Here is a 24520-nt window from a genome sequence, read left to right as displayed (position 1 = left end):
CGCTTCGCTGGGGCTCGACAGCTGCTACGGTGGTTCTACTGCTAGGGGCCGGGCACCAAAAACGCCGCCTCCAGCAGCTGCCGGGTGTAGGCATGCTGGGGGTTGGCGAAGATCGCGGGTGCATCTCCCTGTTCAACCGCCTGCCCGTGTTTTACCACCATCAGTTGGTGACTCAAGGCCTTGACCACCGCCAGGTCGTGGCTGATGAACAGGTAGGTCAGGTTGTACTTGGCCTGCAGGTTGCGCAGCAGTTCCACCACCTGGCGCTGCACGGTACGGTCGAGGGCCGAGGTCGGTTCATCCAGCAAAATCAGCCGGGGCTTGAGCACCAAAGCGCGGGCAATAGCGATGCGCTGGCGTTGGCCGCCGGAAAATTCGTGGGGGTAGCGATTGCGGGTTTCCGGGTCCAGGCCCACTTCCTTCAGCGCGGCGATAATCGCCGCTTCCTGCTCGGCGGCAGTGCCCATCTTGTGGATACGCAGGCCTTCGCCGACGATCTCGCTCACGCACATGCGCGGGCTCAGGCTGCCGAACGGATCCTGGAACACCACCTGCATTTCCCGGCGCAGCGGGCGCACTTGTTGCTGGCTGAGCTTGTCCATCTGATGGCCTTCGAAGCGAATGCCACCCTTGCTCGCAATCAGCCGCAAAATTGCCAGGCCCAGGGTGGATTTGCCCGAGCCGCTTTCACCGACGATGCCCAGCGTCTGGCCCTGGGGCAGGCTGAAGTTGATGCCATCCACCGCCTTGACGTAATCGACGGTATTGCGCAGGAAGCCTTTCTTGATCGGGAACCAGACCTTCAGGTCATCGACTTCCAGCAACGGTGGGCCGACTTCATTGGTGGCGGGCCCGCCGCTGGGTTCCGCTGCCAGCAGCTCCTGGGTGTAAGGGTGCTGCGGCGCCTCGAACAGGGTTTCGCATTCGGCCTGTTCGACGATGCAGCCTTTTTGCATCACACATACCCGGTGGGCAATGCGCCTTACCAGGTTCAAGTCGTGGCTGATCAACAGCAACGCCATGCCCAGGCGCGCCTGCAGTTCCTTGAGCAGCTCCAGGATCTTCAACTGCACGGTGACGTCGAGTGCCGTGGTCGGCTCGTCCGCAATCAGCAACTCCGGCTCATTCGCCAGGGCCATCGCAATCATCACCCGCTGGCGTTGGCCGCCGGACAGCTCATGGGGCAGCGCCTTGAGGCGTTTGTGGGGCTCGGGGATGCCCACCAGTTCCAGCAACTCCAGGGTGCGTTTGGTGGCCACCTTGCCGGTAAGCCCCTTGTGCAGGCCGAGCACTTCGTTGATCTGCTTCTCGATGGAGTGCAGCGGGTTCAACGAGGTCATCGGCTCCTGGAAAATCATCGCAATCCGGTTGCCGCGGATATGCCGGATGGTCTTTTCCTTCAGGGTCAGCAAATCGTGGTTGGCGTACTGGATCGTGCCCGACGGGTGACGTGCCAGCGGGTAGGGCAGCAGGCGCAATATCGAGTGCGCCGTGACCGACTTGCCCGAGCCGCTTTCGCCCACCAGTGCCAGGGTTTCGCCGCGCTTGATATCGAAGCTGACGTTGTTCACCACCCGCTGGTGGCTGTTGCCTACGACGAACTCGACGGAGAGGTCGCGGACTTCGATCAGATTGTCCTGATTCATCTCATTTCCTCGGGTCGAAGGCATCGCGAGCGGACTCGCCGATAAACACCAGCAGACTCAACATGATCGCCAGCACGGCAAACGCACTCATGCCCAGCCACGGCGCCTGCAGGTTGGATTTGCCCTGGGCCACCAGTTCACCCAGGGACGGCGAGCCGGCCGGCAGGCCAAAACCCAGGAAGTCCAGCGCGGTGAGGGTGCCGATCGCCCCGGTCAGGATGAACGGCATGAAGGTCATGGTGGAGACCATGGCGTTGGGCAGGATATGGCGGAACATGATCGCGCCGTTCTGCATTCCCAGCGCCCGCGCCGCCCGCACGTATTCCAGGTTACGCCCGCGCAGGAATTCGGCACGCACCACGTCCACCAGGCTCATCCAGGAAAACAACAGCATGATCCCCAGCAGCCACCAGAAATTGGGCTGCACGAAACTGGCGAGGATGATCAGCAAATACAGCACTGGCAAGCCCGACCAGATCTCCAGGAAGCGCTGCCCGGCCAGGTCGACCCAGCCACCGTAGAAGCCCTGCAACGCGCCGGCGATCACGCCGATGATCGAGCTGAGCACGGTGAGCGTCAGGGCAAACAGCACGGAAATCCTGAAGCCGTAGATCACCCGCGCCAGCACATCGCGGCCCTGGTCATCGGTGCCCAGCAGGTTGTCCCGTGACGGCGGGGCGGGGGCCGGAACTTTCAGGTCGTAGTTGATGCTCTGGTAGCTGTACGGAATCGGTGCCCACAACGTCCACGCGTCCTTGGCCTTGAGCAGCTCCTGGATATACGGGCTCTTGTAGTTGGCTTCCAGCGGGAATTCGCCGCCGAAGGTGGTCTCGGGGTAGCGCTTGAGCGCCGGGAAGTACCAGTCGCCGTCGTAGTGCACCGCCAGCGGCTTGTCGTTGGCGATCAGCTCGGCGCCCAGGCTCAGGCCGAACAGGATCAAAAACAGCCACAGCGACCACCAGCCACGCTTGTTGGCCTTGAAACGCTCGAACCGGCGACGATTGAGGGGGGATAGATTCATCTCAATGCTCCCGGCTGGCGAAGTCGATGCGCGGATCGACCAGGGTGTAGGTGAGGTCGCCGGTCAGCTTCACCACCAATCCCAGCAGGGTGAAGATAAACAGGGTGCCGAACACCACCGGGTAGTCGCGGTTGATCGCCGCTTCAAAGCTCATCAGGCCCAGGCCGTCGAGGGAGAAGATCACTTCCACCAGCAACGAGCCGGTGAAGAAGATGCCGATGAAGGCCGACGGGAAGCCGGCAATCACCAGCAGCATCGCGTTGCGAAACACATGGCCGTACAGCACGCGGTGGTTGGTCAGGCCCTTGGCCTTGGCGGTGACCACGTACTGCTTGTTGATCTCGTCGAGGAAGCTGTTTTTGGTGAGCAGGGTCATGGTGGCGAAGTTGCCGATCACCAGGGCGGTCACCGGCAAGGCAAGGTGCCAGAAGTAATCGAGGACCTTGCCGCCCCAGCTCAACTCATCAAAGTTGTTGGACGTGAGCCCGCGTAACGGAAACCAGTCGAAGTAACTGCCGCCGGCGAACACCACGATCAGCAGGATCGCAAACAGGAACGCCGGGATCGCGTAGCCGACGATGATCGCCGAGCTGGTCCACACGTCGAAGTGGCTGCCGTGCCGCGTAGCCTTGGCGATCCCCAGGGGGATCGACACCAGGTACATGATCAGGGTGCTCCATAATCCGAGGGAGATGGACACCGGCATCTTTTCCTTGATCAGGTCGATGACCTTCGCATCGCGAAAGAAGCTGTCGCCAAAATCCAGCCGGGCGTAGTTCTTGACCATGATCCACAAGCGTTCCGGCGCCGACTTGTCGAAGCCGTACATCTTCTCGATTTCCTTCACCAGCGCCGGGTCCAGGCCCTGGGCGCCTCGGTAGCTGGAACCGGCCACCGAGACTTCGGCACCGCCCCCGGCAATCCGGCTGGTGGCGCCTTCAAAGCCTTCGAGCTTGGCGATCATCTGCTCCACCGGGCCACCCGGGGCGGCCTGGATGATCACAAAGTTGATCAGCAAAATGCCGAACAGGGTCGGGATGATCAGCAGCAGTCGACGAAAAATATAGGCCAGCATCTCAGTCGCCCCCGCTCGCCGGATCGGCGCTCTGGTTGGTGTCCACGGTTATCGCAGGTTTCACGTCGGGTTTGCTCCACCAGGTGGCGGTGCCGACGTCATACCGTGGCGAGACCTTCGGATGGCCGAGGTGGTCCCAATACGCCACGCGGAAGGTCTTGATGTGCCAGTTGGGGATCACGTAGTAGCCGAACTGCAGCACGCGGTCCAGGGCCTTGGCGTGGGCCACCAGGCTCTTGCGCGAGTCGGAGTCGATGAGTTCTTCCACCAACTGGTCGATGGCCGGGTCTTTCAGGCCGATGTAGTTGCGGCTGCCGGGCTTGTCGGCGCTGGATGACTTCCAGTACTCGCGCTGCTCGTTACCGGGCGATGAGGATTGCGGGAAGCTGCCCACCACCATGTCGAAATCCCGCGAACGGATGCGGTTGATGTACTGCGAGATGTCGACCCGGCGAATCACCAGGTCGATCCCCAGGTCTGCCAGGTTGCGCTTGAACGGCAACAGGATGCGTTCGAACTCGGTCTGTGCCAGCAGGAACTCGATGGTCACCGGCTTGCCGGTGGTGTCGACCATCTTGTCGTCGACGATCTTCCAGCCGGCCTCTTGCAGCAGTTGATAGGCCTCGCGCTGCTGGGTGCGGATCATGCCGCTGGCGTCGGTCTTCGATGGCTCGAAGGCTTCGGTAAACACCTGGGGCGGGATCTTGTCCCGCAGCGGTTCAAGAATCGCCAGCTCATCCGGGCCGGGCAGGCCGGTGGCGGCCATCTCGGAGTTTTCGAAATAACTGCGGCTGCGGGTGTAGGCGCCGTTGAACAGTTGCTTGTTGCTCCATTCAAAGTCCAGCAACAGGCTGATGGCCTTGCGCACCCGCACATCCTGGAACATCGGTTTGCGGGTGTTGAACACGAAGCCCTGCATGCCGGTGGGGTTGCCGTTGGGGATTTCTTCCTTGATCAGGCGGCCCTGGGTGACGGCGGGGGTGTTGTAGGCATTGGCCCAGTTTTTCGCGCTGATTTCCAGCCAGTAATCGAACTGCCCGGCCTTGAGGGCTTCGAGGGCCACGGTGTTGTCGCGGTAGTAATCGGTGACCCGGTAATCGAAGTTGTAGAAACCCTTGTTGATCGGCAGGTCCTTGGCCCAGTAGTCCTTGACCCGCTCGTAGCGGACCGAGCGCCCGGCCTTGACCTCGGCCACCTTGTACGGGCCGCTGCCCAGCGGAATCTCCAGGTTGCCCTTGGAGAAGTCGCGGCCCTCCCAGTAATGCTTGGGCAACACTGTCAGTTGCCCAAGGATCAGCGGCAGTTCGCGGTTGTTGGTGCGCTTGAACTTGAACAGCACCCGCAGCGGGTCTTCGGCGATCACTTCGTCGACATCCGCGTAGTAGGTCTTGAAGATCGGCGAGCCGTCCTTCATCAGCGTCTGGAAGCTGAACACCACGTCTTCGGCACGGATCGGGTGGCCGTCGTGGAAGCGCGCTTCGGGGCGGATGTAGAAGCGCACCCAGCTGTTGTCCGGGGCCTTTTCGATCTTGCCGGCTACCAGGCCGTATTCGGTGATGGGTTCGTCCAGGCTTTGCTGGGCGAGGGTGTCGTAGATCAGGCCGATATCATCTGCCGGCACGCCCTTGCTGATGAATGGGTTGAGGCTGTCGAAGCTGCCCATGCTGGATACGCGGAAGGTACCACCCTTGGGGGCATCCGGATTTACGTAGTCGACGTGTTTGAAATCGGCGGGGTACTTGGGCGGTTCGTTGTAGAGGGTCAGGGCATGTTGCGGGGCCGCATTGGCCGCGGCGCAAAACAGCAGGCTGCCAAGGATCGCAGTACGCAAAGGTATCATTGGGCTTTCTCCGAAGCTTTCAGCCACCATGCGCTCAGGCCCAGGCTGTAGGGCGGCGTGGTGACGAAGGCGAACCGGTTGCGGTACGCCAGGCGATGATAGTTGAGGTACCAGTTGGGAATACTGTAGTGCTGCCACAGCAGGACGCGGTCCAGCGCCCGGCCTGCGGCCAACTGTTCTTCACGGGTTTGCGCCGCCAGCAGTTGGTCCAGCAGGTGGTCGACCACCGGGTTGGCGATGCCTGCGTAATTCTTGCTGCCCTTGATCCCCGCCTGGCTGGAGTGGAAATACTGCCACTGCTCAAGGCCGGGGCTGAGGGTCTGGTTGAGGGTCATCAGAATCATGTCGAAGTCGAACTGATCGAGGCGTTGTTTGTACTGTGCGCGGTCTACCGTGCGCAAGCGGGCATCGACGCCGATGCTTGTCAGATTCTCGACATAGGGCTGCAGGATGCGCTCCAGGTTCGGGTTCACCAGCAGAATCTCCAGCCTCAGCGGCTGCCCGTCACTGTTGAGCAAGCGTTGCCCGGACAGCTTCCAGCCGGCGTCCGCCAACAATGCGAGGGCGCGGCGCATCGTGTCGCGAGGAATGCCGCGACCGTCGGTCTGGGGCAGGCTGAAGGGCTGGGTAAACAGGTTGGCCGGCAGTTGGTCGCGATAGGGCGACAGCATCAGCCACTCATGGCCGGTCGGCACGCCGGTGGCGGAGAACTCGCTGTTGGGGTAATAGCTGAGGCTGCGTTTATAGGCGCCGCTGAACAGGGTGCGGTTGGTCCACTCGAAATCGAACATCAGCCCCAACGCTTCGCGGACCTTGGCCTGGCTGAAGGCCGGGCGCCGGCTGTTCATGAACAGGCCCTGGCTCTGGGTCGGTATCTGGTGGGCGATCTGTGCCTTGATCACATCACCCCGGTTGACCGCCGGGAAGTTGTAGCCGTTGGCCCAGTTCTTCGCCTGGTGCTCGATATAGATATCGAACTCGCCGGCCTTGAACGCTTCGAAGGCCACGTCGCTGTCGCGGTAGAACTCCACCTCGACCTTGTCGTAGTTATAGAAACCCCGGTTGACCGCCAGGTCCTTGCCCCAGTAATCCTTGACCCGCTCGAACACCAGTTGTCGCCCGGGGCTGACCTTGCTGATGCGGTAAGGCCCGCTGCCCAGCGGCGGTTCGAACGTGGTGGCCTTGAAGTCGCGGTTTTTCCAGTAATGCTGGGGCAATACCGGTAGCTCGCCCAGGCGCAGGATCAGCAACGGGTTGCCGGCGCGCTTGAACACAAAACGAATGCGATGCCGGTTAAGAATGTCGACCCGGGCCACTTCCTGCAGGTTGGTGCGGTACTGCGGGTGGCCTTCGGTCAGCAGCGTGCGATAGGAAAACGCCACGTCGTAGGCGGTGATCGGCTTGCCATCGTGAAACCGCGCTTCAGGGCGCAGGTTGAACACTACCCAACTACGGTCCTCGCTGTATTCCACCGATTGGGCAATCAGGCCGTAGCTGGAGGTGGGTTCATCGCCGGAAGGGGCATATTGGCCGGTGCCGACCATCAACGGCTCATTGAGCTCGTTAACCCCATATTGCAGGAAATTGGCGGTGGAAACCGGGCTGGAACCCTTGAAGGTGTAAGGGTTGAGGGTGTCGAACGTGCCAAACGCCATGACCCGCAAGGTGCCGCCCTTGGGCGCTGCGGGGTTTACCCAGTCGAAGTGGGTGAATTTGGCCGGGTACTTGAGCGTGCCGAACTGCGCATAACCGTGGCTCTCGGTGATGGTCGCGTTCGCGGAAAAGCTCAAGGCCAGACTTATTAGTAGAAGGAGGGGACGCTTCAAGTCAGGGATCCGATCCAGGCGGCTTGGGCTTTATGAACCGTACAGTAACAGCTTGTTCCGATTGGAAAAAGGCTGGCGCCGCAGGAGGGAGACTACAGGCTTGGATGGGGGTTGGCAGGGTGAAGAACAAAGGGGGAGCTGTTGCCAGTTCCCCCTCGTGTTTGCTGCTTAGCGCGGCCCGGAAACCACCAGCATCTGCCCAGGTTTCAGCGCCTGGCCAGTGCGTGGGTTCCAGCGCTTGAGATGTTGCATCTCGACGTTGAAGCGCTTGGCGACGATGTACAGCGAATCGCCTTTCTTGACCTTGTACTGCACCGGCTTCTTGCTGTCGGCCTTGGCCACCAGCTTGCGGGTGTCCTGCATCACCAGGGTCTGGCCGACCTTGAGCGCCTGCCCGTTGAGCTTGTTCCAGCGCTGCAGGTCATGTACATCGACCTTGTTGGCCTTGGCGATCAGCGTCAGGTTGTCGCCGCTGCGCACCTTGTAGTTGCGGGTGCGACCGGCAATGGCCTTGTGCTCAACGTCGTCGAACACCGGCTTTTTCGGGCGCATGCTCAGCAATTCTTCCGGCTTCATCGCCGAAAGGCTGCTGGCCAGCAGCTGCGCCTTGGACGTCGGCACCAGCAAATGCTGCGGGCCGTCCAGGGTGGTGCGCTGTTTCAAGGCAGGGTTGAGCTGGAACAGTTCGTCTTCGTCGATCTCGGCCAGCGCGGCGACCCGTGACAGGTCCATGCTGGTCTTGATTTCTACCACTTCGAAGTACGGCGTGTTGGCGATCGGGTTGAGGTTGACGCCATACGCCTCGGGGGCCAGCACTACCTGGGACAGCGCCAGGAACTTGGGCACGTAGTCCTTGGTTTCCTGGGGCAGTGGCAGGTTCCAGTAGTCCGTCGGCAAACCGAGCTTCTCGTTACGCTCGATGGCCCGGCTGACCGTGCCCTCACCGGCGTTGTAAGCCGCCAGGGCCAGCAACCAGTCGCCGTTGAACATGTCATGCAGGCGAGTCAGGTAGTCGAGGGCGGCGGTGGTGGAGGCGGTGATGTCGCGGCGGCCGTCGTAGGCGCGGGTCTGGCGCAGGTTGAAATAGCGCCCGGTGGCGGGAACGAACTGCCACAGGCCGACCGCATCGCTGCGGGAATAGGCCATTGGGTTGTAGGCACTTTCAATCACTGGCAGCAGCGCCAGCTCCAGGGGCATGTTGCGTTCTTCAAGGCGTTCGACGATGTAATGAATGTAGAGGCTGCCGCGTTCGCCGGCGTTCTCGAGGAAGGATGGGTTGCTGGCAAACCACAATCGTTGCTGTTCAATGCGCGGGTTGACGCCTAACCCGTCCTGCAATTGAAAGCCCCGGCGCATGCGTTCCCAGACATCCTGGGGCACTTCCGGGCTTGGCTTCTCTGATAGCCAAAGGGGTTTTTGCTTGATCTTGGCGGTAAGGTTTGGCTTGGGTTGCACGGTGGATTGTGCGGCAAAATGGGTCGATTGGCAGCCCGCCAGAGTAGCGGACACAGCCACCGCCACGGCTTGAGCCAGGCGGGTCAATGCGTCTGAATGGTTGGTTTTACGAATAGATGACGACATTGGCTGGAAGTAAGTTCCGGGCAAAAATGTCGGGCGATTCTAGAAAGCGCGTGGGTTGCGGTCAACCATTCAGAAATTACGTACTAAATTCCGCGCGCTTAGAACGTATCTTTCCACGACCTCAAGCTAGCAAACACCTCACTCCCGGCCCGGTTATCGCGGCCATTCCGTTCGTCCGCTTTTTCTTTAACGGATGTTTCAGAGGTCCGCAGAAAAGGGTTGGTGCGTTTTTCCAGGGCCAAAGTCGAAGGCAATGTTATCTGGCCGTTCGCCCGCAGTTGCCGCACGTTCTCCACCCGTTCGGCGATATCCGCGTTATGCGGTTCCACGGCCTGGGCGAATCTCAGGTTACTTTGTGTGTATTCGTGGGTGCAGTACACCAGCGTGTTGGCCGGCAAGGCCGCCAGGCGTTCCAGTGAGGTGTGCATTTGCTGCGGGGTGCCTTCGAACAGGCGGCCACAACCGGCGGCGAAGAGGGTGTCGCCACAGAACAGCACGCCCTCGTGATAAAAGGCGATGTGCCCCAGGGTATGGCCGGGTACGGCAAACACCTCGAAGTCCCAACCCAGCACGTTGATGCGGTCGTTATCCTGGAGTGCCACGTCCCGCGCCGGGATCTTTTCATTTGCCGGGCCGTATACCGTGGCGCCTGAAACACTTTTAAGTTGCTCGACGCCGCCGACATGATCATGGTGATGGTGAGTCACCAGGATGTCGCTGAGGGTCCACTCGGGATGCTGCTGGAGCCAGGCCAGCACGGGCGCGGCATCACCGGGATCGACCACCGCGCAGCGCTTGTTCGGCTGATCCTGTAACAACCAGATGTAGTTATCGGTGAAGGCGGGCAGGGCACTGATCTGTATCATTCTTTGATTCGCCAAGCTGAACACATTGGTGCATCTTAGAGCTTCTTGGCGCGTTGGAGAATGCAATGACTGATAAAGCGTTCGCCCAGGCCGATCCCGAGTGGCTGGCACTGATCGGTGCCGCCCGTGAATGGCTGTCCGGGCCTGTCGGGCAATTTTTACTGGATGAAGAACGGCGCATGCTCGAAGACGAGCTGGGTCGGTTCTTTGGTGGTTACCTGGTGCATTACGGGCCGTCGGCACAAACCCCGCCGTCGGCACCCCAGGTGCAACGCAATGTGCGCCTGGGGGCGCCGCTGCCGGGGGTTGAAATCGTCTGCGAGGAGCAGGCCTGGCCGTTGAGCGAGCATGCGGCCGATGTGGTGGTGATGCAGCATGGCCTGGATTTCTGCCTGTCGCCCCACGGTTTGCTGCGCGAAGCGGCCAGCAGCGTGCGCCCTGGTGGCCATTTGCTGATCATTGGCATCAACCCCTGGAGCAGTTGGGGCTTGCGCCATGTGTTCGCCCATGACGGGCTGCGCCAGGCGCGCTGCATCTCGCCGTCGCGAGTCGGCGACTGGTTGAACCTGCTGGGCTTTGCGCTGGAGAAACGCCGCTTCGGGTGCTATCGTCCGCCGCTTGCGTCTGCCAAGTGGCAAGGCCGGCTGGCCGGCTGGGAACGCAGGGCCGGTGCCTGGCAATTGTCCGGCGGGGGTTTCTACCTGTTGGTGGCGCGCAAGATCGTCGTTGGCCTGCGCCCGGTGCGCCAGGTGCGTCGCGAGCCGATGGGCAAGCTGGTGCCGATGCCGATGGCCAAGGTCAATCGCAAGCAGAGCGAACAGTAAACATACCTTTTTGATTTCAGGTCGAGCCTCTCGACCTCGGGCACTTGTCGGTCGATTATCGGCAACCCGCTTTGATGGATCCCGCTTTAATGGACAGTGAAATGACCGATACCGTAGAGCTCTTCACCGATGGCGCCTGCAAGGGCAACCCCGGCCCCGGCGGATGGGGCGCCTTGCTGGTGTGCAAGGGCGTGGAGAAGGAACTGTGGGGCGGTGAAGCCAACACCACCAACAACCGCATGGAACTGATGGGCGCGATCCGTGGCCTGGAAGAGCTCAAGCGCCGTTGCGACGTATTGCTGGTGACCGACTCCCAGTACGTGATGAAGGGCATCAACGAGTGGATGGTCAACTGGAAGAAGCGCGGCTGGAAGACTGCGGCCAAGGAGCCGGTGAAAAACGCCGACCTGTGGCAATTGCTCGATGAGCAATGCAATCGCCACAACATCACCTGGAAATGGGTGCGCGGGCATATCGGCCATCCCGGCAACGAGCGGGCCGACCAACTGGCCAACCGCGGTGTGGATGAAGTGCGCGGCTACAAACAGAGCTGATGCCGTCTGACGTGTTAAGATCCCGCCCCTTGAAATGTACCAAACCGTTGAGAGCTGAACCCTGATGGCCATCCGATCTGTTGTACTCGATACCGAAACCACCGGCATGCCGGTGACCGACGGCCACCGGATCATTGAAATCGGCTGTGTCGAACTGATGGGCCGCCGCCTCACCGGCCGGCACTTCCACGTCTACCTGCAACCGGATCGGGAAAGTGACGAAGGCGCCATCGGCGTCCACGGCATCACCAACGAATTCCTGGTGGGCAAGCCACGGTTTGCGGAAGTGGCGGATGAGTTCTTCGAGTTCATCAACGGCGCGCAGCTGATCATCCATAACGCGGCGTTCGACGTTGGCTTCATCAACAACGAATTTGCGCTGATGGGGCAGACCGACCGGGCTGATATCACCCGGCACTGCTCGATCCTCGACACCTTGATGATGGCGCGTGAGCGTCACCCGGGCCAGCGCAACAGCCTCGACGCATTGTGCAAACGCTATGGCGTCGACAACTCTGGCCGTGAACTCCACGGCGCGTTGCTCGACTCCGAGATTCTCGCCGACGTCTACCTGACCATGACCGGTGGCCAGACCAGCCTGTCCCTGGCCGGTAATGCCTCGGACGGCAATGGTTCGGCGGAGGGCTCGGGCAATCGTCCTTCGGAAATCCGCCGCCTGCCAGCGGATCGCCAGCCCACCACGATCATTCGTGCCAGCGAGCAGGACATGGCCGAGCATGCAGCGCGCCTCGAGGCGATCGCCAAGTCTGCCGGCGCACCCGCGTTGTGGACCCAATTGACCCAGCAATAACCGTTATCCCAGCGCCAGCCCCTGGCTGGCCCTGATCAAGTCATAAGCCTTGCGCGCAATCGGGTTCGCCGTGTTCGGACGGATCCACAGGTAGTACGTGACCTCCGGCATCCTCGGCAATCCATCGTTTTCCCCCAATACCCGCATATCCGGCCCGAGCATCTCCATGCTCCGTGGGGTCACGCCCAGCCCTGCGCGGGTTGCCGCCTTGATCCCGATCAGGTTCGATGCCAGGTACGCCTGGCGCCACGGGATATTCGCCCGTTCCAGCGCCTCAAGGGCGTAGCGCCGATAAATGCTCGGCTCATCCACCAGAATCAATGGCAGCGGCTCGCTTGGCGAGTGAATGTATTGCGCCGAACAAATCCACCACACCGGCGAGGTGCGCAGCGCAAAGCCCTCCAGGTTGGCATCGGCGCGGGTGGAAATCACCATGTCGACCTTGCCCCGGTGCAGGTCATCCATCAGGAACGGGCTGCGCCCGACGTCGATCTCCAGGCGCAGGCGCGGTGCCGAGCGGGCGATGTGGCTGAGGATCGGCGGCAGGATGGTGTCGGCGATGTCGTGGGGCGAGCCGATACGCAGTACGCCGCTGAGGCTGCTTTCCCGCAAGGAATTGAGTGCATCGTCATTCAGCGAGAGCATCTGCCGCGCATGCCGCAACAGCTGCATCCCGGGTTCTGTCAGTTGTTTTTGCCGGCCACGTTTTTCAAACAGGCTGACGCCCACTTGTTGTTCCAGACGCTGCATATGCTGGGTGACGGAAGATTGTGTGCGTGCCAGGTGAGTGCCGGCTTCGGCAAAGCTGTGGTGGTCGACCACGGCGATAAAGGTGCGGAGCAGTTCAAGATCGAGGGTCGACATGGCCATTCCAGGGCGTTTTTATATCAAGGGTGCGAAGATAAACATTACAGATGTTTATGTTTTGTCGCGCCGGGTTTTTACGAGGGCTAATGAATTCGAGTATATGGCCAAAAGTCAGCGCGTCCATATACGGGAAGTTATAACGATATTAGATATTTGAATTTCCGTTAGCCCGGCACTCTCCCTAGCATGCCCCCACATCAGGTCGGGGTACGCCGATCGCTAATGAGGGGAGTTCCATGGGGTTTGTGCGCGCGGCGGTAAAACGAAGGTTGCCTGTGGTCCTGGGCGCGTTGATCGCCCTGGGCGGCAGCGCAGTGGCTCAGGCCGATGCGACCCTGGACAAGATCCAGCAGCGCCATGTGCTGGTGGTCGGCGTGCTGCTGTCTGGCGGGCCGTTTGGCGGCATCGACCCCACCACCCAGAAGCCCAGGGGCTTGAACGTCGACCTGGCCAACGAGCTGGGCCGTCAGTTGGGCGCCGAGGTGCAGCTGGTGCCGGTATTGCCGGCCAACCGTGTGCAGTTCCTGCAACAGGGCAAGGTCGACCTGCTGATCGCCAATATGGAATGGACCGCCGAGCGTGGCGAGATCCTCGGGTTCGTGCCGACGCCGTTCTACAAGATCGGCGGCACTGCTGCCGTACTCAAGGACAGCAAGATCACCCGCTGGGAAGATCTCAAGGACCAGCCGGTGTGCACCTCCCAGGGCAGCAGCTACGTCAAGCCGCTGACCGAACTGGGCGCGCAGATCAAGGCCTTCAAGAGCTCTTCGGAATCCCTGCTGGCCCTGCGCGGTAACAACTGCGTCGCTGCGGTGCATGACTCCACCCTGGTCAACCCGCTGATCAACGACAGCGCCGAATGGAAGGATTACCGCACCCTCAGTCCCGAGCTGAACCCGGCGCCATCGGTGATCTGGACCCGCCGTGGCGAGAGCGACACCCAGGCCAAACTCGACCCCATCGTCAAGGACCTGCACCGCAGCGGCGGGCTGATCGAAGCCCAGACCCGCAACCACATCACCCCGGCGTCCCCGGCGCTGGTGGAGTTGCAGAAACAGTTCAAGGGCGCCTGACACATGACATTGAGAACCCTGACTGCCTTGGGCCTGGCACTGTGCGCCAGCCTGGTCCACGCCGACGCCACCCTCGACAAGATCCAGCAACGCCACGCCATCAGCGTCGGCGTGATCCTCAGCGGTCCGCCGTTTGGCACCATCGACCCCAAGACCGGCGAACACCTGGGCTACAACGTCGAACTGGCCAAGGGCCTGGGCCAGGCGCTGGGTGTGGAGACCAGGACCGTTTCGGTACTGGCGCCCAACCGCGTGCAGTTCCTGCAACAGGGCAAGGTCGACGTGCTGATCGCCAACATGCAGTACACCGACGAACGCGCCGAGATTCTCGACTACGTGCCCACGCCCTATGAAGAGGTCGGCGGCGCGGCGTTGATCCGCAAAGGCGCCGGCATCACCCAGTGGGCCGACCTCAAGGGCAAGCCGGTGTGCGTGTCCCAGGGCAGCAACTTCATCAAGCCGTTGCAGGAAACCTACGGCGCGCAGATCAAGGCGTTCCGCAGTCAGTCCGAATCTTTGCTGTCGTTGCGCGGCAATGGCTGCGTGGCGGCGGTGCACGTCAGCCCGACCATGCACGCGCTACTCGGCGATGCCGAATGGTCCGGCTACGAGATCCCGTTGCCGGGGGATTTGATCCCGTCCAAATCCGTGATCTGGATCCGCAAAGGCGAACACGACACCCAGGCCAGGCTCGACGCCATCGTGCGCGACTGGCATCGCAGCGGCTGGTTGATCGCCCTCGGCGAACGTACCGGCATGGCTCCGTCCCAAGCCCTGCGTGATCTGCACGAGCAGTACAGCCATGAGTGAAGCGCTATTCGCCACCCTGCAACAACTGCTCGGCGCCGCCCATGTGCAGCGCAGTGAAGATGCCGCCCAGTACCTGACCGACAAACAGGGCCGCTACACCGGCCAGGTGATCGCCGTGGTGCACCCGGCCAACACCGAGGAAGTGGCCGCCGTGGTGCGTGCGTGTGTCGCCCTGGAAGCGCCCATCGTGGTCCAGGGCGGCAACACCGGCCTGATGGCGGGTGCCACACCGGATGCCAGCGGCCGCGCGGTATTGTTGCTGCTCGACCGCATGAACCGGGTGCGCGTGATCGATTCCGACAACGACACCCTGACCGTCGAAGCCGGCTGCATCCTGCAAAACATCCAGGACGTGGCCCGTGAAGCCGATCGCCTGTTTCCATTGAGTCTGGGCGCCGAAGGCAGTTGCACCATCGGCGGCAACCTTGGCACCAATGCAGGCGGCACCGCCGTGCTGCGTTATGGCAACACCCGCGAGTTGACCCTGGGCCTGGAAGTGGTGACCGCCGAAGGCGAAATCTGGAATGGCCTGCGAGGGTTGCGCAAGGACAACACCGGCTACGACCTGCGGGATTTGTACGTGGGCAGCGAAGGTACCCTCGGGATTATCACCGCTGCGACCCTGAAGCTGTTCCCGCTGCCCAAGGCCCAGGCGACAGCGCTGCTGGCGTTTGACGAGTTGGCCCAGGCGGTGGCGTTCCTGTCCCATGCCCGCGCCGGTTTTGGTGCAAACCTCACTGCATTCGAATTGCTCAGCGCCGATTGCCTGGCGTTGTTGCGCGAGCAATTTCCCGAGGGCCCGCAACCGTTTCTCAACGCCAGCCAACCCTGGTTTGCCTTGCTGGAGCTGTCGGATAACCAAGGTGAAACCCACGCCCGCGAAGCCTTCGAAACGGTCCTCGGTGAAGCCTTCGAACAGTCACTGCTGGCCGACGCACTGATCGCCGAAAGCCTGGCGCAAAGCGAAGCGCTATGGCTGCTGCGGGAGAACATGAGCGAAGCGCAGAAGCGTGCCGGACGCAATATGAAGCACGATATCTCGGTGCCCATTTCGCAAATCGTCGCCTTCGTCGCCCATACCGATGCGCTGTTGCAGACGCATTTCCCCGGTGTTCGCAACTTCACGTTCGGGCACCTGGGGGACGGCAACCTGCATTACAACGTGGCCCATCCGCTGGATTCAACGGTCGACGAGCACATGCGCAACTACGCCGAATTGAGCTTGCTGGTACACGACGGCGCCCATGCCCACGGCGGCTCCATCAGCGCCGAACACGGGATTGGCCAGCGCAAGGTCGGCCTGCTGGGCCGCTACAAAAGCCCGGTGGAACTGGACCTGATGCGCCGCATCAAGCAGGCCCTCGACCCGAAAAACCTGCTCAATCCCGGCAAAGTCCTGGAGGTACAGCCATGACCGTTCGCTTGTCCAAGCGGGTGCAGCGCGTGTCGCTGTCGGCCAATGCGGCGGCCAAATCCCGCGCCACGGAACTGCGTGACGCCGGCCGCGACATCCTGGACCTGACCACCGGCGAGCCGGATTTCGATACCCCGGAGCACATCAAGCAAGCCGCCTGCGCAGCCATTGCTGCGGGCGCCACCAAGTACACGCCGACACCCGGGGTAAAAGCCTTGCGCGTGGCCGTGCAGCGAAAACTGGCCGAAGAAAACCACCTGGACTATTCGCTGCCGAATATCGTGATCGCCAACGGCGCGAAACAAATCATCTTCAACGCCTTCGCCGCAACCCTCGACGATGGCGATCAAGTGCTGGTGCCGACGCCTTACTGGCCGTCGTTCCCCGACAGCGTGCGCTTCAACGGTGGCGAGCCGGTTTTTATCGAGTGCGGGCTGGAGCAGGGCTGCAAACTGCTGCCCGCCCAGCTGGAGCAACACATCAATCAACGCACCCGCTGGCTGATCCTTAACGGCCCGGGCAACCCGAGCGGTGCGGTGTATAGCGAGGCTGAACTGCACGCGCTGGCCGAGGTGCTGCGTCGCCATCCCCAGGTGCTGGTGCTGCTGGATGAACTCTACGAACACATCCGCTTCGACGGGCGCCCGGCCCAGAGCCTGCTGAACGTCGCGCCGGATTTGCAGGACCGTTGCCTGCTGGTGGGCGGCGTGTCCAAGACCTACGCCATGACCGGCTGGCGCATCGGTTTCGGCGCCGGGCCGCAGGCCTTGACCCATGCAATGGCGGTTGTTCAGTCGCAATCCACCTCCGGTGCTTCCTCCGTGGGCCAGGCCGCTGCATTGGCTGCATTCACCGGCGGGCTGGGCTTTTTGGCCGAGCAGGTAGCGGCCTATCAACTGCGCCGGGACCTGTTGATGATGGCCCTCGGCACCGTCGAGGGCCTGGAAGTACTCGAACCCCAGGGCGGCTTTTTCGTGTTCGTGCGTTGCGCCGGGTTGCTTGGTCGCTATCGCCCGGACGGTCAGCGCCTGGACGATGATGGCGATGTCGTCGCGTACTTGCTGGAGGAGGGCGTCGCCGGAGTAGCGGGCAGTGCCTACGGCCTGTCGCCGTGGTTTCGCCTGTCCATCGCCACGGCGACCGACAGCGTGGCCGAGGCCGGCCGCCGTATCGCTGTCGCCTGCGGCAAGCTGCGGGGCGTCGAATGAGTCATTGGCTGGAGCTTTTTGTGCACTGGGCCGCCGGTATCGGCCTCAACTACAGCTTCCTGCTGGATGCCTATCAGCGCGGCACCCTGGAGCAGGGCGCGCTGACCACGGTGCTGTTGTGCCTGTTCACCATCGTCGGCAGCCTGCTGGCCGGGATCAGCCTGGCAGCGCTGCTGACTTCCGGCAACCCGTGGCTGGCCAAACCGGCGCGGGTGTTTATCGAAGTCACCCGCAACACGCCGACCCTGGTGCAGCTGTACTGCGCATTCCTGGTGTTGAACATGCTGCTGACCCAGGCCGTCGGCGCGGCCAACCCGCTGACGCCGTTTGCCTGGGTGGTGATCGTGATTTCGCTGCACAAGGGCGCGTTCCACGCCGAAGCCCTGCGCGCCGGCATCGAAGCGGTGCCCGCCGTGACCCTGGAAGCCGCCAGCTCCCTGGCGTTCAGCAGTCGGCAATTGCTGTGGAATGTGCAGTTGCCGTTGGCCCTGCGCTTCGCGCTGCCGTCGCTGATCAACAACCTGATCGACCTGGTGAAAATGACCGCCGTGGCCTCGGCCATCGCCGTGGGCGACATCACTTACGCCTCGATCATGATCTGGACCCAGAGCGATAACGTGCTGGAGCTGATGATTCTGATCCTGAGCTTTTTCGGCTTGCTGAGTTTTACCGTCAATTGTGTGGGGCGCTGGCTGGAAGCGCGCCTGAGGATGCCCGGCTATGGCCATTGATTCATTCCCGGTGCTGTCGGCGTTGCTGCAATGGTCGCCGGCGCTGGTGACTGGTTTCGGCCAGAACATCCTGATCAGCCTGGTGGCGATTGGTCTTGGTTCGCTGCTGGGCCTGATGGTGGGCGCGTTGGCCCTGTCACCCCTGCGCCTGCTGCGGTTGCCCGCGCGGATCTGGGTGCAGGTTTTCCGCAATGCACCGTGGCTGGTGCTGATCTATTTCACCACCTACGTGTTCCCGTTCGAGATCCATATCGGCAGCAGCTACGTGTCGTTCCCGGACTGGGTCAAGGTGACGATTGGCCTGGCATTGCCGGCCAGCGCCAACGTGGCGGAGATCTTTCGCGGCGCCATCGGCTCGATCCCCAGCACCCAATGGGAAGCGGCGCGCTCACTGGCATTCACCCGCGGCCAGATATTCAGCTCGATCATCCTGCCCCAGTGCTTCAAGCGCATGTTGCCGCCGTGGATGAACCTCTACGCGGTGGTCACCATGGGCACCGCCCTGGCGTCGCTGGTGGGCGTGCACGACGTGATCGACACCGCACAGATCGCCAGCAACACCGTGAACATGACCGGCTTTACCGTGGTGATCTACCTCAGCCTGTTGGTCCTGTTCTTCGCCTACTGCTACCCGATTTCCCGTTTGACCCAACGCCTGGAGCGCCGTTATGCCTTCTATTGAACCCCTGGTCAGCCTGCGGGATTTGCAGCTGTCGTTCGGTGACAACCGGGTGCTCAAGGGCATCGACCTCGACGTGCATCGCGGCCAGGCGGTGTCGATCATCGGCCCGTCGGGCTCGGGCAAGTCGACCATCCTGCGTTGCATCACCGGCCTGTTGCAGCCTCAGCGCGGCACCATTCGCGTGGGCGAAACCCGGGTCGATACGCTGACCCAGGAAGCCCAGCGCATCGAGTTGCGCAAGCGTGTGGGTTTTGTATTCCAGCAATACAACCTGTTCCCGCATTTGTCCGTGCTGGAAAACCTGGTGATCGCCCCGCGCAAGGTGCTCGGTCGTAACCGTGCCGATGCCGAGAAAGATGCCCGGGCGTTGTTGGCCAAGGTGCGCATGGAGCACAAGGCCGATGCCTATCCGGGCCAATTGTCCGGCGGCCAACAGCAGCGGGTGGCGATTGCCCGGGCGTTGGCGATGCGCCCCGAGCTGATCCTGTTCGATGAAGTGACCTCGGCCCTGGACCCGGAAACCGTCGGTGAAGTACTGACGGTGATTCGCGAGCTGACCGAAGAAGGCATGACCTGCGTGCTGGTGACCCACGAAATGCGCTTTGCCGAAGAGATCAGCGACATCGTCTATTTCACCGAAAACGGCGTGATCGTCGAGCACGGCAGCGCCGAGCAGATCTTCCAGCGCCCCACCAGTGAACGGACCCAGGAATTCCTGCGCCATGCCTTGGGTGATCCCGGCCGTCGGCCGCCGATCGCCAATGATCCGTACCTGTTGACCAACCTGAGCCGCTACACCCTGTCCGTCTAACAAGAGGAACCTCGTCATGAGTACCGCAAACCGTGCCGCCGTTATCGAAGACTTCCTGCAGCAGATCCGCGTCATCAACCAGCGTGGCGTAGACCGCGCGGCCCTGGTGGAAATCGTCGGGCTGCTGGAAACCCTGGCCGAGCGCCGGGACCTGTTCAACTTCAGCGAATTCCCCGCGCCGGTGCCGGGCCAGGGCAGTACCGCGTTCCGCTATCGCCTGAACGACGACGGCGACACGCCCACCCTGTACCTGAACTCGTTGCTGCCGGGCAAAAGCACCCTCCCGCACAACCACGAAACCTGGGCGATCATCAGTGCCGTTGAAGGCCAGGAAATCAACTACGTGTATGGCCGCAACGATGAAGGGCGTGAGGAAGGCTTCACCACCCTGACCCTTGAGAAAGAAGTCGTCGTGCAGCCGGGCACCTCTATCTCGTTCCTCGGTGAAGACCTGCACGGGATTCGCGTTGAGGGTGAGCAGGCGACCTTGCATTTCCACCTGTACGGCTTGCCGCTGGAATCCCTCAATGGCCGTTACGGCGTTGAAGCAGACGGCCGGATCCTCAACTACAACGCCTCGCAGATGGCGCCTTCAATCCGGGCCTATTCCTGAGCACAACACACATCAAATGTGGGAGCGGGCTTGCTCGCGAATGGGGTGTGTCAGCCAATGAATGCGTTTCTGACCCACCGCATTCGCGAGCAAGCCCGCTCCCACAATTGGATCCGCGTTCATCCAGGGTTTTTTATGATTGATCTGTATTACTGGCCTACGGGCAACGGCCTGAAAGTCGGCATCCTGCTGGAAGAGCTGGAGGCGGAGTACCGCCTGATTCCGGTCAACATCCGCGAAGGCGCGCAGAAGCAGGAAAGCTTCCAGCGCATCAGTGCGAATGGGCGGATTCCGGCGATTGTCGACCACCGCCTTGAAGCACCCCTGAGCCTGTTCGAGTCCGGGGCGATCCTGAACTACCTGGCGGACAAGGCCGGGCGCTTCCTGCCGCCCGCCGGCAGCGCCGAGCGCCAGAAGGTCCAGGAATGGCTGTTCTGGCAGGTAGGGCATATCACCCCGTACCTGAGCCAGTTGCAGCTGTTCAAGGAGAAGGCCCCGGAACCGATTCCCTTTGCCCTGGACCTGCTGAACGCCGAAGCCACGCGCCTGTATCGGGTGCTGGAGCAGCGCCTGGCGGAGGTGCCGTATGTGGCGGGCGAATACTCGGTGGCCGACATGGCGATCTTCCCGTGGATCCAGCCCCTGCGCCAAGGCCAGGACCTGGCGGACTACCCGAACATCCAGGCCTGGCGTCTGCGCATCAAGGCGCGCCCGGCAGTCCAGCGGGCCTATGCCAAGGGCCGTGAAGTGGCCGCCGGCGAGCGTTCGCTGGCCTTGCAGTAACCCATCTATTTTTTGCGGGACTTCCATGAGCCAGACCATCACACCCGGGCAATTGCAACAATGGCTGTTTGACGGCCAGGAAATCGCCCTGTTCGACGTACGCGAGCACGGCCAATACGGCGAGGCCCACCTGTTTCACGGGGTGAACCTGCCCTATAGCCGCCTGGAACTGGAGGTGCAGCGCCTGGCACCGAATCCCCGGGTGCGCCTGGTGATCTACGACCAGGACGGCGGCGATGTGGCTGCGCGCACGGCACTGCGTTTACAAGCGCTGGGCTACCGCCATGTGCATGTGCTGGAAGGTGGTGCGAACGCTTGGCAGGCGGCGGGTTTGCAGTTGTTCGCCGGGGTGCATGTGCCGTCGAAAGCCTTTGGCGAATTGGTGGAAGAGGCCAGCCACACGCCCCACGTCACCGCGCAGCAACTGGCGGACTGGCAGGCCACGGGCGAGCCGCTGGTGGTGCTGGACGGTCGGCCGTTCGATGAATACCGCAAGATGACCATTCCCGGTTCCATCTGCTGCCCCAATGGTGAGCTGGGCTACCGCGTGCACGACCTGGTGCCGGATGAAACCACGCCGATCGTGGTCAACTGCGCCGGGCGTACCCGCAGCATTATCGGTGCCCAGACGTTGATCAATCTGGGTGTGAAGAACCCGGTTTATGCATTGGAAAACGGTACCCAGGGTTGGTACCTGGCGGATTTCAAACTGGAGCATGGCAGTACCCGCCGTTATGCCGATCAGGTCTCGACGGATCTGGCCCGACAGCGCGCGGCTGCCCGGCAATTGGCGGAGCGGGCAGGGGTAGTCAGTGTCAAGGCGGAGCAGGTTCGCCAATGGGCAACGGACCCGGCCCGTAGCCTGTTCCTGTGCGATGTGCGTACCGCTGAAGAATTTGCCGCCGGCAGTTTGCCGGGGGCGCAACACACGCCGGGCGGGCAATTGATCCAGTCCACCGACCTGTACATCGGCGTGCGTCAGGCACGGGTGGTGCTGCTGGACAGTGATGGTGTGCGTGCGCCGATTGTCGCCAGTTGGCTGCGGCAGTTGGGGCATGAGGCGTATGTGCTCGAGGGTGGCGTCCACAGTGGATTGGCGCTGGAGGCCAAGGAGGCCGTGCCCTTTGACGCGCTACCGCTGATCTCGGTGCAGGCGCTGGCCGATGCGCTGAAGGACGACACCGTGGACCTGGTGGACCTGCGCCCGAGCATGATCCATCGCAAGGGCCGGATTGTCGGTTCGCGCTGGTCGATTCGTTCGCGGTTGACCGCGGGTGGGCGTCCACTGGTGCTGTTGGCTGATGATCCGGCGCTGGCCGCTTTTGCTGCGTTGGGCTTGGGCGGCGATGTGCGTTTGCTCGACGGCGGTTATGCCGCGTGGGTTGCGGCCGGTTTGCCGGTGATCGAGGATGCGCAAACGCCTCCGGACAACCAGTGCATCGACTTCCTGTTCTTCACCCACGACCGCCACAGCGGCAACAAGGACGCTGCCCGCCAATATCTCGCCTGGGAAATTGGCCTGTTGGCACAGATGAGCGAAGCGGAAATCGCCAGTCTCAAGCCGTTGTTGCCCGCGTCACGGGTGCGTACCCGGCTGATTCACGCGGCGCGTACCGAAGGCGGCAATGGTGGTCGGGCGGTGAACGTACCGATCACCCGCCTGAGCACCGTGCTGTTCGACAACCTGGCCCAGATGCGTGACGCCCGCTCCCGACGCGACAGTGAGCGGGTCCTGAGTTACGGCGCACGCGGCAATCCCACCGCTTTTGCCCTTGAAGACCTGGTCACCGAACTTGAGGGTGGCTATCGCACACGGCTGTATGGCACCGGGCTCGCCGCCGCGGCGCAGACGTTCCTGGCCTACCTGCGGCCCGGCGACCATGTGTTGATCACCGACGCCGTCTATTCGCCGGTGCGCAAACTGGCCCGGGAGTTCCTCCAGCCATTCGGCATCGAAGTCAGCTATTTCGCCCCGGACGGCAGCGGCCTGGAAGCGCAACTGCAGGCCAACACCAAAATGGTCTACGCCGAAGTGCCGGGTTCGCTGCTGTATGAGCTGTGTGACCTGCCCGCGCTAGCCGCACTGTGCAAGCCGCGGGGCATTCTGTTGGCGGTGGACAACACCTGGGGCTCGGCGTACCTGTACCGACCGCTGGCGCTGGGTGCCGACATCTCGATCATGGCCTTGACCAAGTACCTTGGCGGCCACAGTGACGTGATGATGGGCAGCGTCTGCACCACCGAAGCGGCATGGCCGGCCCTGGCGAAAATGAGCGATACCTTTGGCAATGCAGTGAGTGCCGACGATGCCTACCTGATCCTGCGTGGCGCACGCACCCTGGCTTCCCGGCTGGACGTGCACGAGCGCCAGGCGTTGAAGATTGCCCAGTGGTTGCAGGCGCAGCCGCAGGTCAGGCGGGTGTTTCATCCGGCACTGGCGGAGCATCCTGGCCACGCGCTGTGGAAGCGTGACTTCAGCGGGAGCAACGGTTTGCTGTCCTTCGAACTCGACCGCGCGGATGCCGGCTACGTCGAACGGTTTATCGACGGCCTGCAGCTGTTTGGCCTGGGCGCATCCTGGGGCGGCTTTGAAAGCCTGGTGACCCTGGCCGATACACAGGATCGCCAGAGCGCCGCCGACCGTGGATTGAACCCGGTGGTGCGCCTGCATGTGGGGCTGGAGGATGTGGAGGCGTTGATCGAGGACCTGCAGCGCGGGTTCGTGGCGGCGGGGCGTTGAGCCTCGCACCATGACAATTTGCGTCCGCCCATAGGTGCCCATCGAACTTTGTGTTTAACTTCGGCACCTGAAATTCGTTTCACTACCACCACTAGAAGGATTCCGTTCATGGCTCAAGTTACCCTCCGAGGCAACCCTGTCCAGGTCGAAGGCGATTTGCCGAAAGTCGGCGCCAAGGCGCCAGACTTCACCCTGACTGCCGGCGACCTGTCTGACGCGACCCTGGCGACTTTCGCCGGCAAGCGCAAAGTGCTGAACATTTTCCCAAGCGTTGATACCCCGACCTGCGCCACTTCGGTTCGCAAGTTCAACGCTCAGGTCAACGACGTGAACAACACCGTAGTGTTGTGCATCTCCACCGACCTGCCATTTGCCCAGGCGCGTTTCTGCGGTGCCGAAGGCCTGGAAAACGTGAAGAACCTGTCGGACTTCCGTGAGGCAGCCTTTGCTGTCGACTACGGTGTTGCGATTGCTGATGGCCCGCTCAAAGGCCTGACCGCCCGTGCCGTCGTGGTACTGGACGAGAACGACAACGTGCTGCACAGCGAACTGGTCAGCGAAATCGGCCAAGAGCCGAACTACGAGGCAGCCCTGGCTGTTTTGAAGTAACTGTTACTACGCATTACTGTCGTTTTGCAGTAACACGCGTGATGCAGTATTACGGCCTGGCCTAGTCCAGGCCGTTTTTATTTGTGCTTCAGATGCTTAGCCAGATAGCGAATGGACTAAGCACAGAAGTTAAAA

At 62.0% G+C, this 24520-nt stretch carries 22 protein-coding genes; 14 read left to right on the top strand and 8 right to left on the bottom strand.

Annotation, left to right across the window (positions count from 1 at the left end; all coding sequences use genetic code 11):
• Positions 1–41: 41 nt before the first annotated feature.
• The 7 genes from HX824_RS06405 to gloB all read right to left on the bottom strand — a co-directional run bounded on the left by HX824_RS06405 (position 42) and on the right by gloB (position 9855).
• Positions 42–1646 (bottom strand): ABC transporter ATP-binding protein, encoded by a 1605-nt coding sequence (locus tag HX824_RS06405; RefSeq protein ID WP_102368872.1) that lies wholly within the window; start codon positions 1644–1646, stop codon positions 42–44.
• A gap of 1 nt (position 1647) precedes the next feature.
• Positions 1648–2667, bottom strand: coding sequence for an ABC transporter permease (locus tag HX824_RS06400; protein WP_008435209.1), 1020 nt, complete (start codon positions 2665–2667; stop codon positions 1648–1650).
• 1 nt (position 2668) lies between these two features.
• Positions 2669–3742 (bottom strand): microcin C ABC transporter permease YejB, encoded by a 1074-nt coding sequence (locus tag HX824_RS06395; RefSeq protein WP_177054326.1) that lies wholly within the window; start codon positions 3740–3742, stop codon positions 2669–2671.
• Between the two features lies 1 nt (position 3743).
• Entirely contained in the window at positions 3744–5582 is a 1839-nt protein-coding gene (locus HX824_RS06390; protein ID WP_102605660.1) for an extracellular solute-binding protein, read from the bottom strand.
• Positions 5579–7408 (bottom strand): extracellular solute-binding protein, encoded by a 1830-nt coding sequence (locus tag HX824_RS06385; RefSeq protein ID WP_177019986.1) that lies wholly within the window; start codon positions 7406–7408, stop codon positions 5579–5581. The genes HX824_RS06390 and HX824_RS06385 overlap by 4 nt, the downstream gene beginning before the upstream one ends.
• Before the next feature lie 168 nt (positions 7409–7576).
• Complete coding sequence (locus HX824_RS06380; protein ID WP_008435202.1) at positions 7577–8989, bottom strand: lytic transglycosylase domain-containing protein; 1413 nt, start codon at positions 8987–8989, stop codon at positions 7577–7579.
• A gap of 98 nt (positions 8990–9087) precedes the next feature.
• Complete coding sequence (gene gloB / locus HX824_RS06375; RefSeq protein WP_177054325.1) at positions 9088–9855, bottom strand: hydroxyacylglutathione hydrolase; 768 nt, start codon at positions 9853–9855, stop codon at positions 9088–9090.
• 65 nt (positions 9856–9920) lie between these two features.
• On the opposite strand from gloB, the gene HX824_RS06370 reads away from it, so the two are divergent.
• From HX824_RS06370 to dnaQ, 3 genes are all read left to right on the top strand, one after another.
• Complete coding sequence (locus HX824_RS06370) at positions 9921–10679, top strand: class I SAM-dependent methyltransferase (RefSeq protein WP_008435200.1); 759 nt, start codon at positions 9921–9923, stop codon at positions 10677–10679.
• A 101-nt stretch (positions 10680–10780) separates the two neighbouring features.
• Positions 10781–11233 carry a ribonuclease HI gene (rnhA, locus tag HX824_RS06365; protein ID WP_003207474.1) on the top strand — a complete coding sequence of 151 codons (453 nt, stop codon included), beginning with the start codon at positions 10781–10783 and terminating at the stop codon, positions 11231–11233.
• 70 nt (positions 11234–11303) lie between these two features.
• The gene (gene dnaQ / locus HX824_RS06360; protein ID WP_162835175.1) at positions 11304–12044 is read left to right on the top strand and encodes a DNA polymerase III subunit epsilon; all 741 of its coding nucleotides are present in this window, start codon (positions 11304–11306) and stop codon (positions 12042–12044) included.
• Between the two features lie 3 nt (positions 12045–12047).
• Here dnaQ and HX824_RS06355 read toward each other — a convergent pair whose 3' ends face one another.
• Positions 12048–12908, bottom strand: a complete 861-nt coding sequence (locus HX824_RS06355) for a LysR substrate-binding domain-containing protein (protein WP_003207477.1) — start codon at positions 12906–12908, stop codon at positions 12048–12050.
• Positions 12909–13147: 239 nt separating this feature from the next.
• Here HX824_RS06355 and HX824_RS06350 point away from each other — a divergent pair, with 239 nt between their 5' ends.
• The 11 genes from HX824_RS06350 to tpx all read left to right on the top strand — a co-directional run bounded on the left by HX824_RS06350 (position 13148) and on the right by tpx (position 24385).
• Positions 13148–13984 (top strand): transporter substrate-binding domain-containing protein, encoded by an 837-nt coding sequence (locus HX824_RS06350; RefSeq protein ID WP_177054324.1) that lies wholly within the window; start codon positions 13148–13150, stop codon positions 13982–13984.
• Between the two features lie 3 nt (positions 13985–13987).
• Positions 13988–14794, top strand: coding sequence for a transporter substrate-binding domain-containing protein (locus tag HX824_RS06345; RefSeq protein ID WP_102605662.1), 807 nt, complete (start codon positions 13988–13990; stop codon positions 14792–14794).
• Positions 14787–16208, top strand: coding sequence for an FAD-binding oxidoreductase (locus HX824_RS06340; RefSeq protein WP_177054323.1), 1422 nt, complete (start codon positions 14787–14789; stop codon positions 16206–16208). Before HX824_RS06345 ends, HX824_RS06340 begins: the two co-directional genes overlap by 8 nt.
• Positions 16205–17416: an aminotransferase class I/II-fold pyridoxal phosphate-dependent enzyme gene (locus tag HX824_RS06335; RefSeq protein ID WP_177054322.1), complete on the top strand. Its 1212-nt coding sequence runs from the start codon at positions 16205–16207 to the stop codon at positions 17414–17416. Before HX824_RS06340 ends, HX824_RS06335 begins: the two co-directional genes overlap by 4 nt.
• The gene (locus HX824_RS06330) at positions 17413–18147 is read left to right on the top strand and encodes an amino acid ABC transporter permease (protein WP_003207485.1); all 735 of its coding nucleotides are present in this window, start codon (positions 17413–17415) and stop codon (positions 18145–18147) included. The genes HX824_RS06335 and HX824_RS06330 overlap by 4 nt, the downstream gene beginning before the upstream one ends.
• Positions 18137–18829: an amino acid ABC transporter permease gene (locus tag HX824_RS06325; RefSeq protein WP_003207487.1), complete on the top strand. Its 693-nt coding sequence runs from the start codon at positions 18137–18139 to the stop codon at positions 18827–18829. The genes HX824_RS06330 and HX824_RS06325 overlap by 11 nt, the downstream gene beginning before the upstream one ends.
• A complete protein-coding gene (locus HX824_RS06320) occupies positions 18816–19640 on the top strand; it encodes an amino acid ABC transporter ATP-binding protein (RefSeq protein ID WP_003207489.1) in 825 nt (274 codons plus the stop codon). Before HX824_RS06325 ends, HX824_RS06320 begins: the two co-directional genes overlap by 14 nt.
• Positions 19641–19656: 16 nt before the next feature.
• The gene (locus HX824_RS06315; RefSeq protein ID WP_008435185.1) at positions 19657–20253 is read left to right on the top strand and encodes a cysteine dioxygenase; all 597 of its coding nucleotides are present in this window, start codon (positions 19657–19659) and stop codon (positions 20251–20253) included.
• A 135-nt stretch (positions 20254–20388) separates the two neighbouring features.
• Entirely contained in the window at positions 20389–21036 is a 648-nt protein-coding gene (locus HX824_RS06310) for a glutathione S-transferase family protein (protein ID WP_177049666.1), read from the top strand.
• A 25-nt stretch (positions 21037–21061) separates the two neighbouring features.
• Positions 21062–23776: a cystathionine beta-lyase gene (gene metC / locus HX824_RS06305; RefSeq protein WP_177054321.1), complete on the top strand. Its 2715-nt coding sequence runs from the start codon at positions 21062–21064 to the stop codon at positions 23774–23776.
• Between the two features lie 108 nt (positions 23777–23884).
• Positions 23885–24385 carry a thiol peroxidase gene (tpx, locus tag HX824_RS06300; protein ID WP_003207496.1) on the top strand — a complete coding sequence of 167 codons (501 nt, stop codon included), beginning with the start codon at positions 23885–23887 and terminating at the stop codon, positions 24383–24385.
• Positions 24386–24520: the final 135 nt, after the last annotated feature.

This window comes from Pseudomonas sp. D4002 (assembly GCF_013385665.1).
GTDB lineage: Bacteria > Pseudomonadota > Gammaproteobacteria > Pseudomonadales > Pseudomonadaceae > Aquipseudomonas.
Note: the sequence above shows the minus strand (reverse complement) of the source record. Positions and strands in the feature narration are given on the sequence as shown.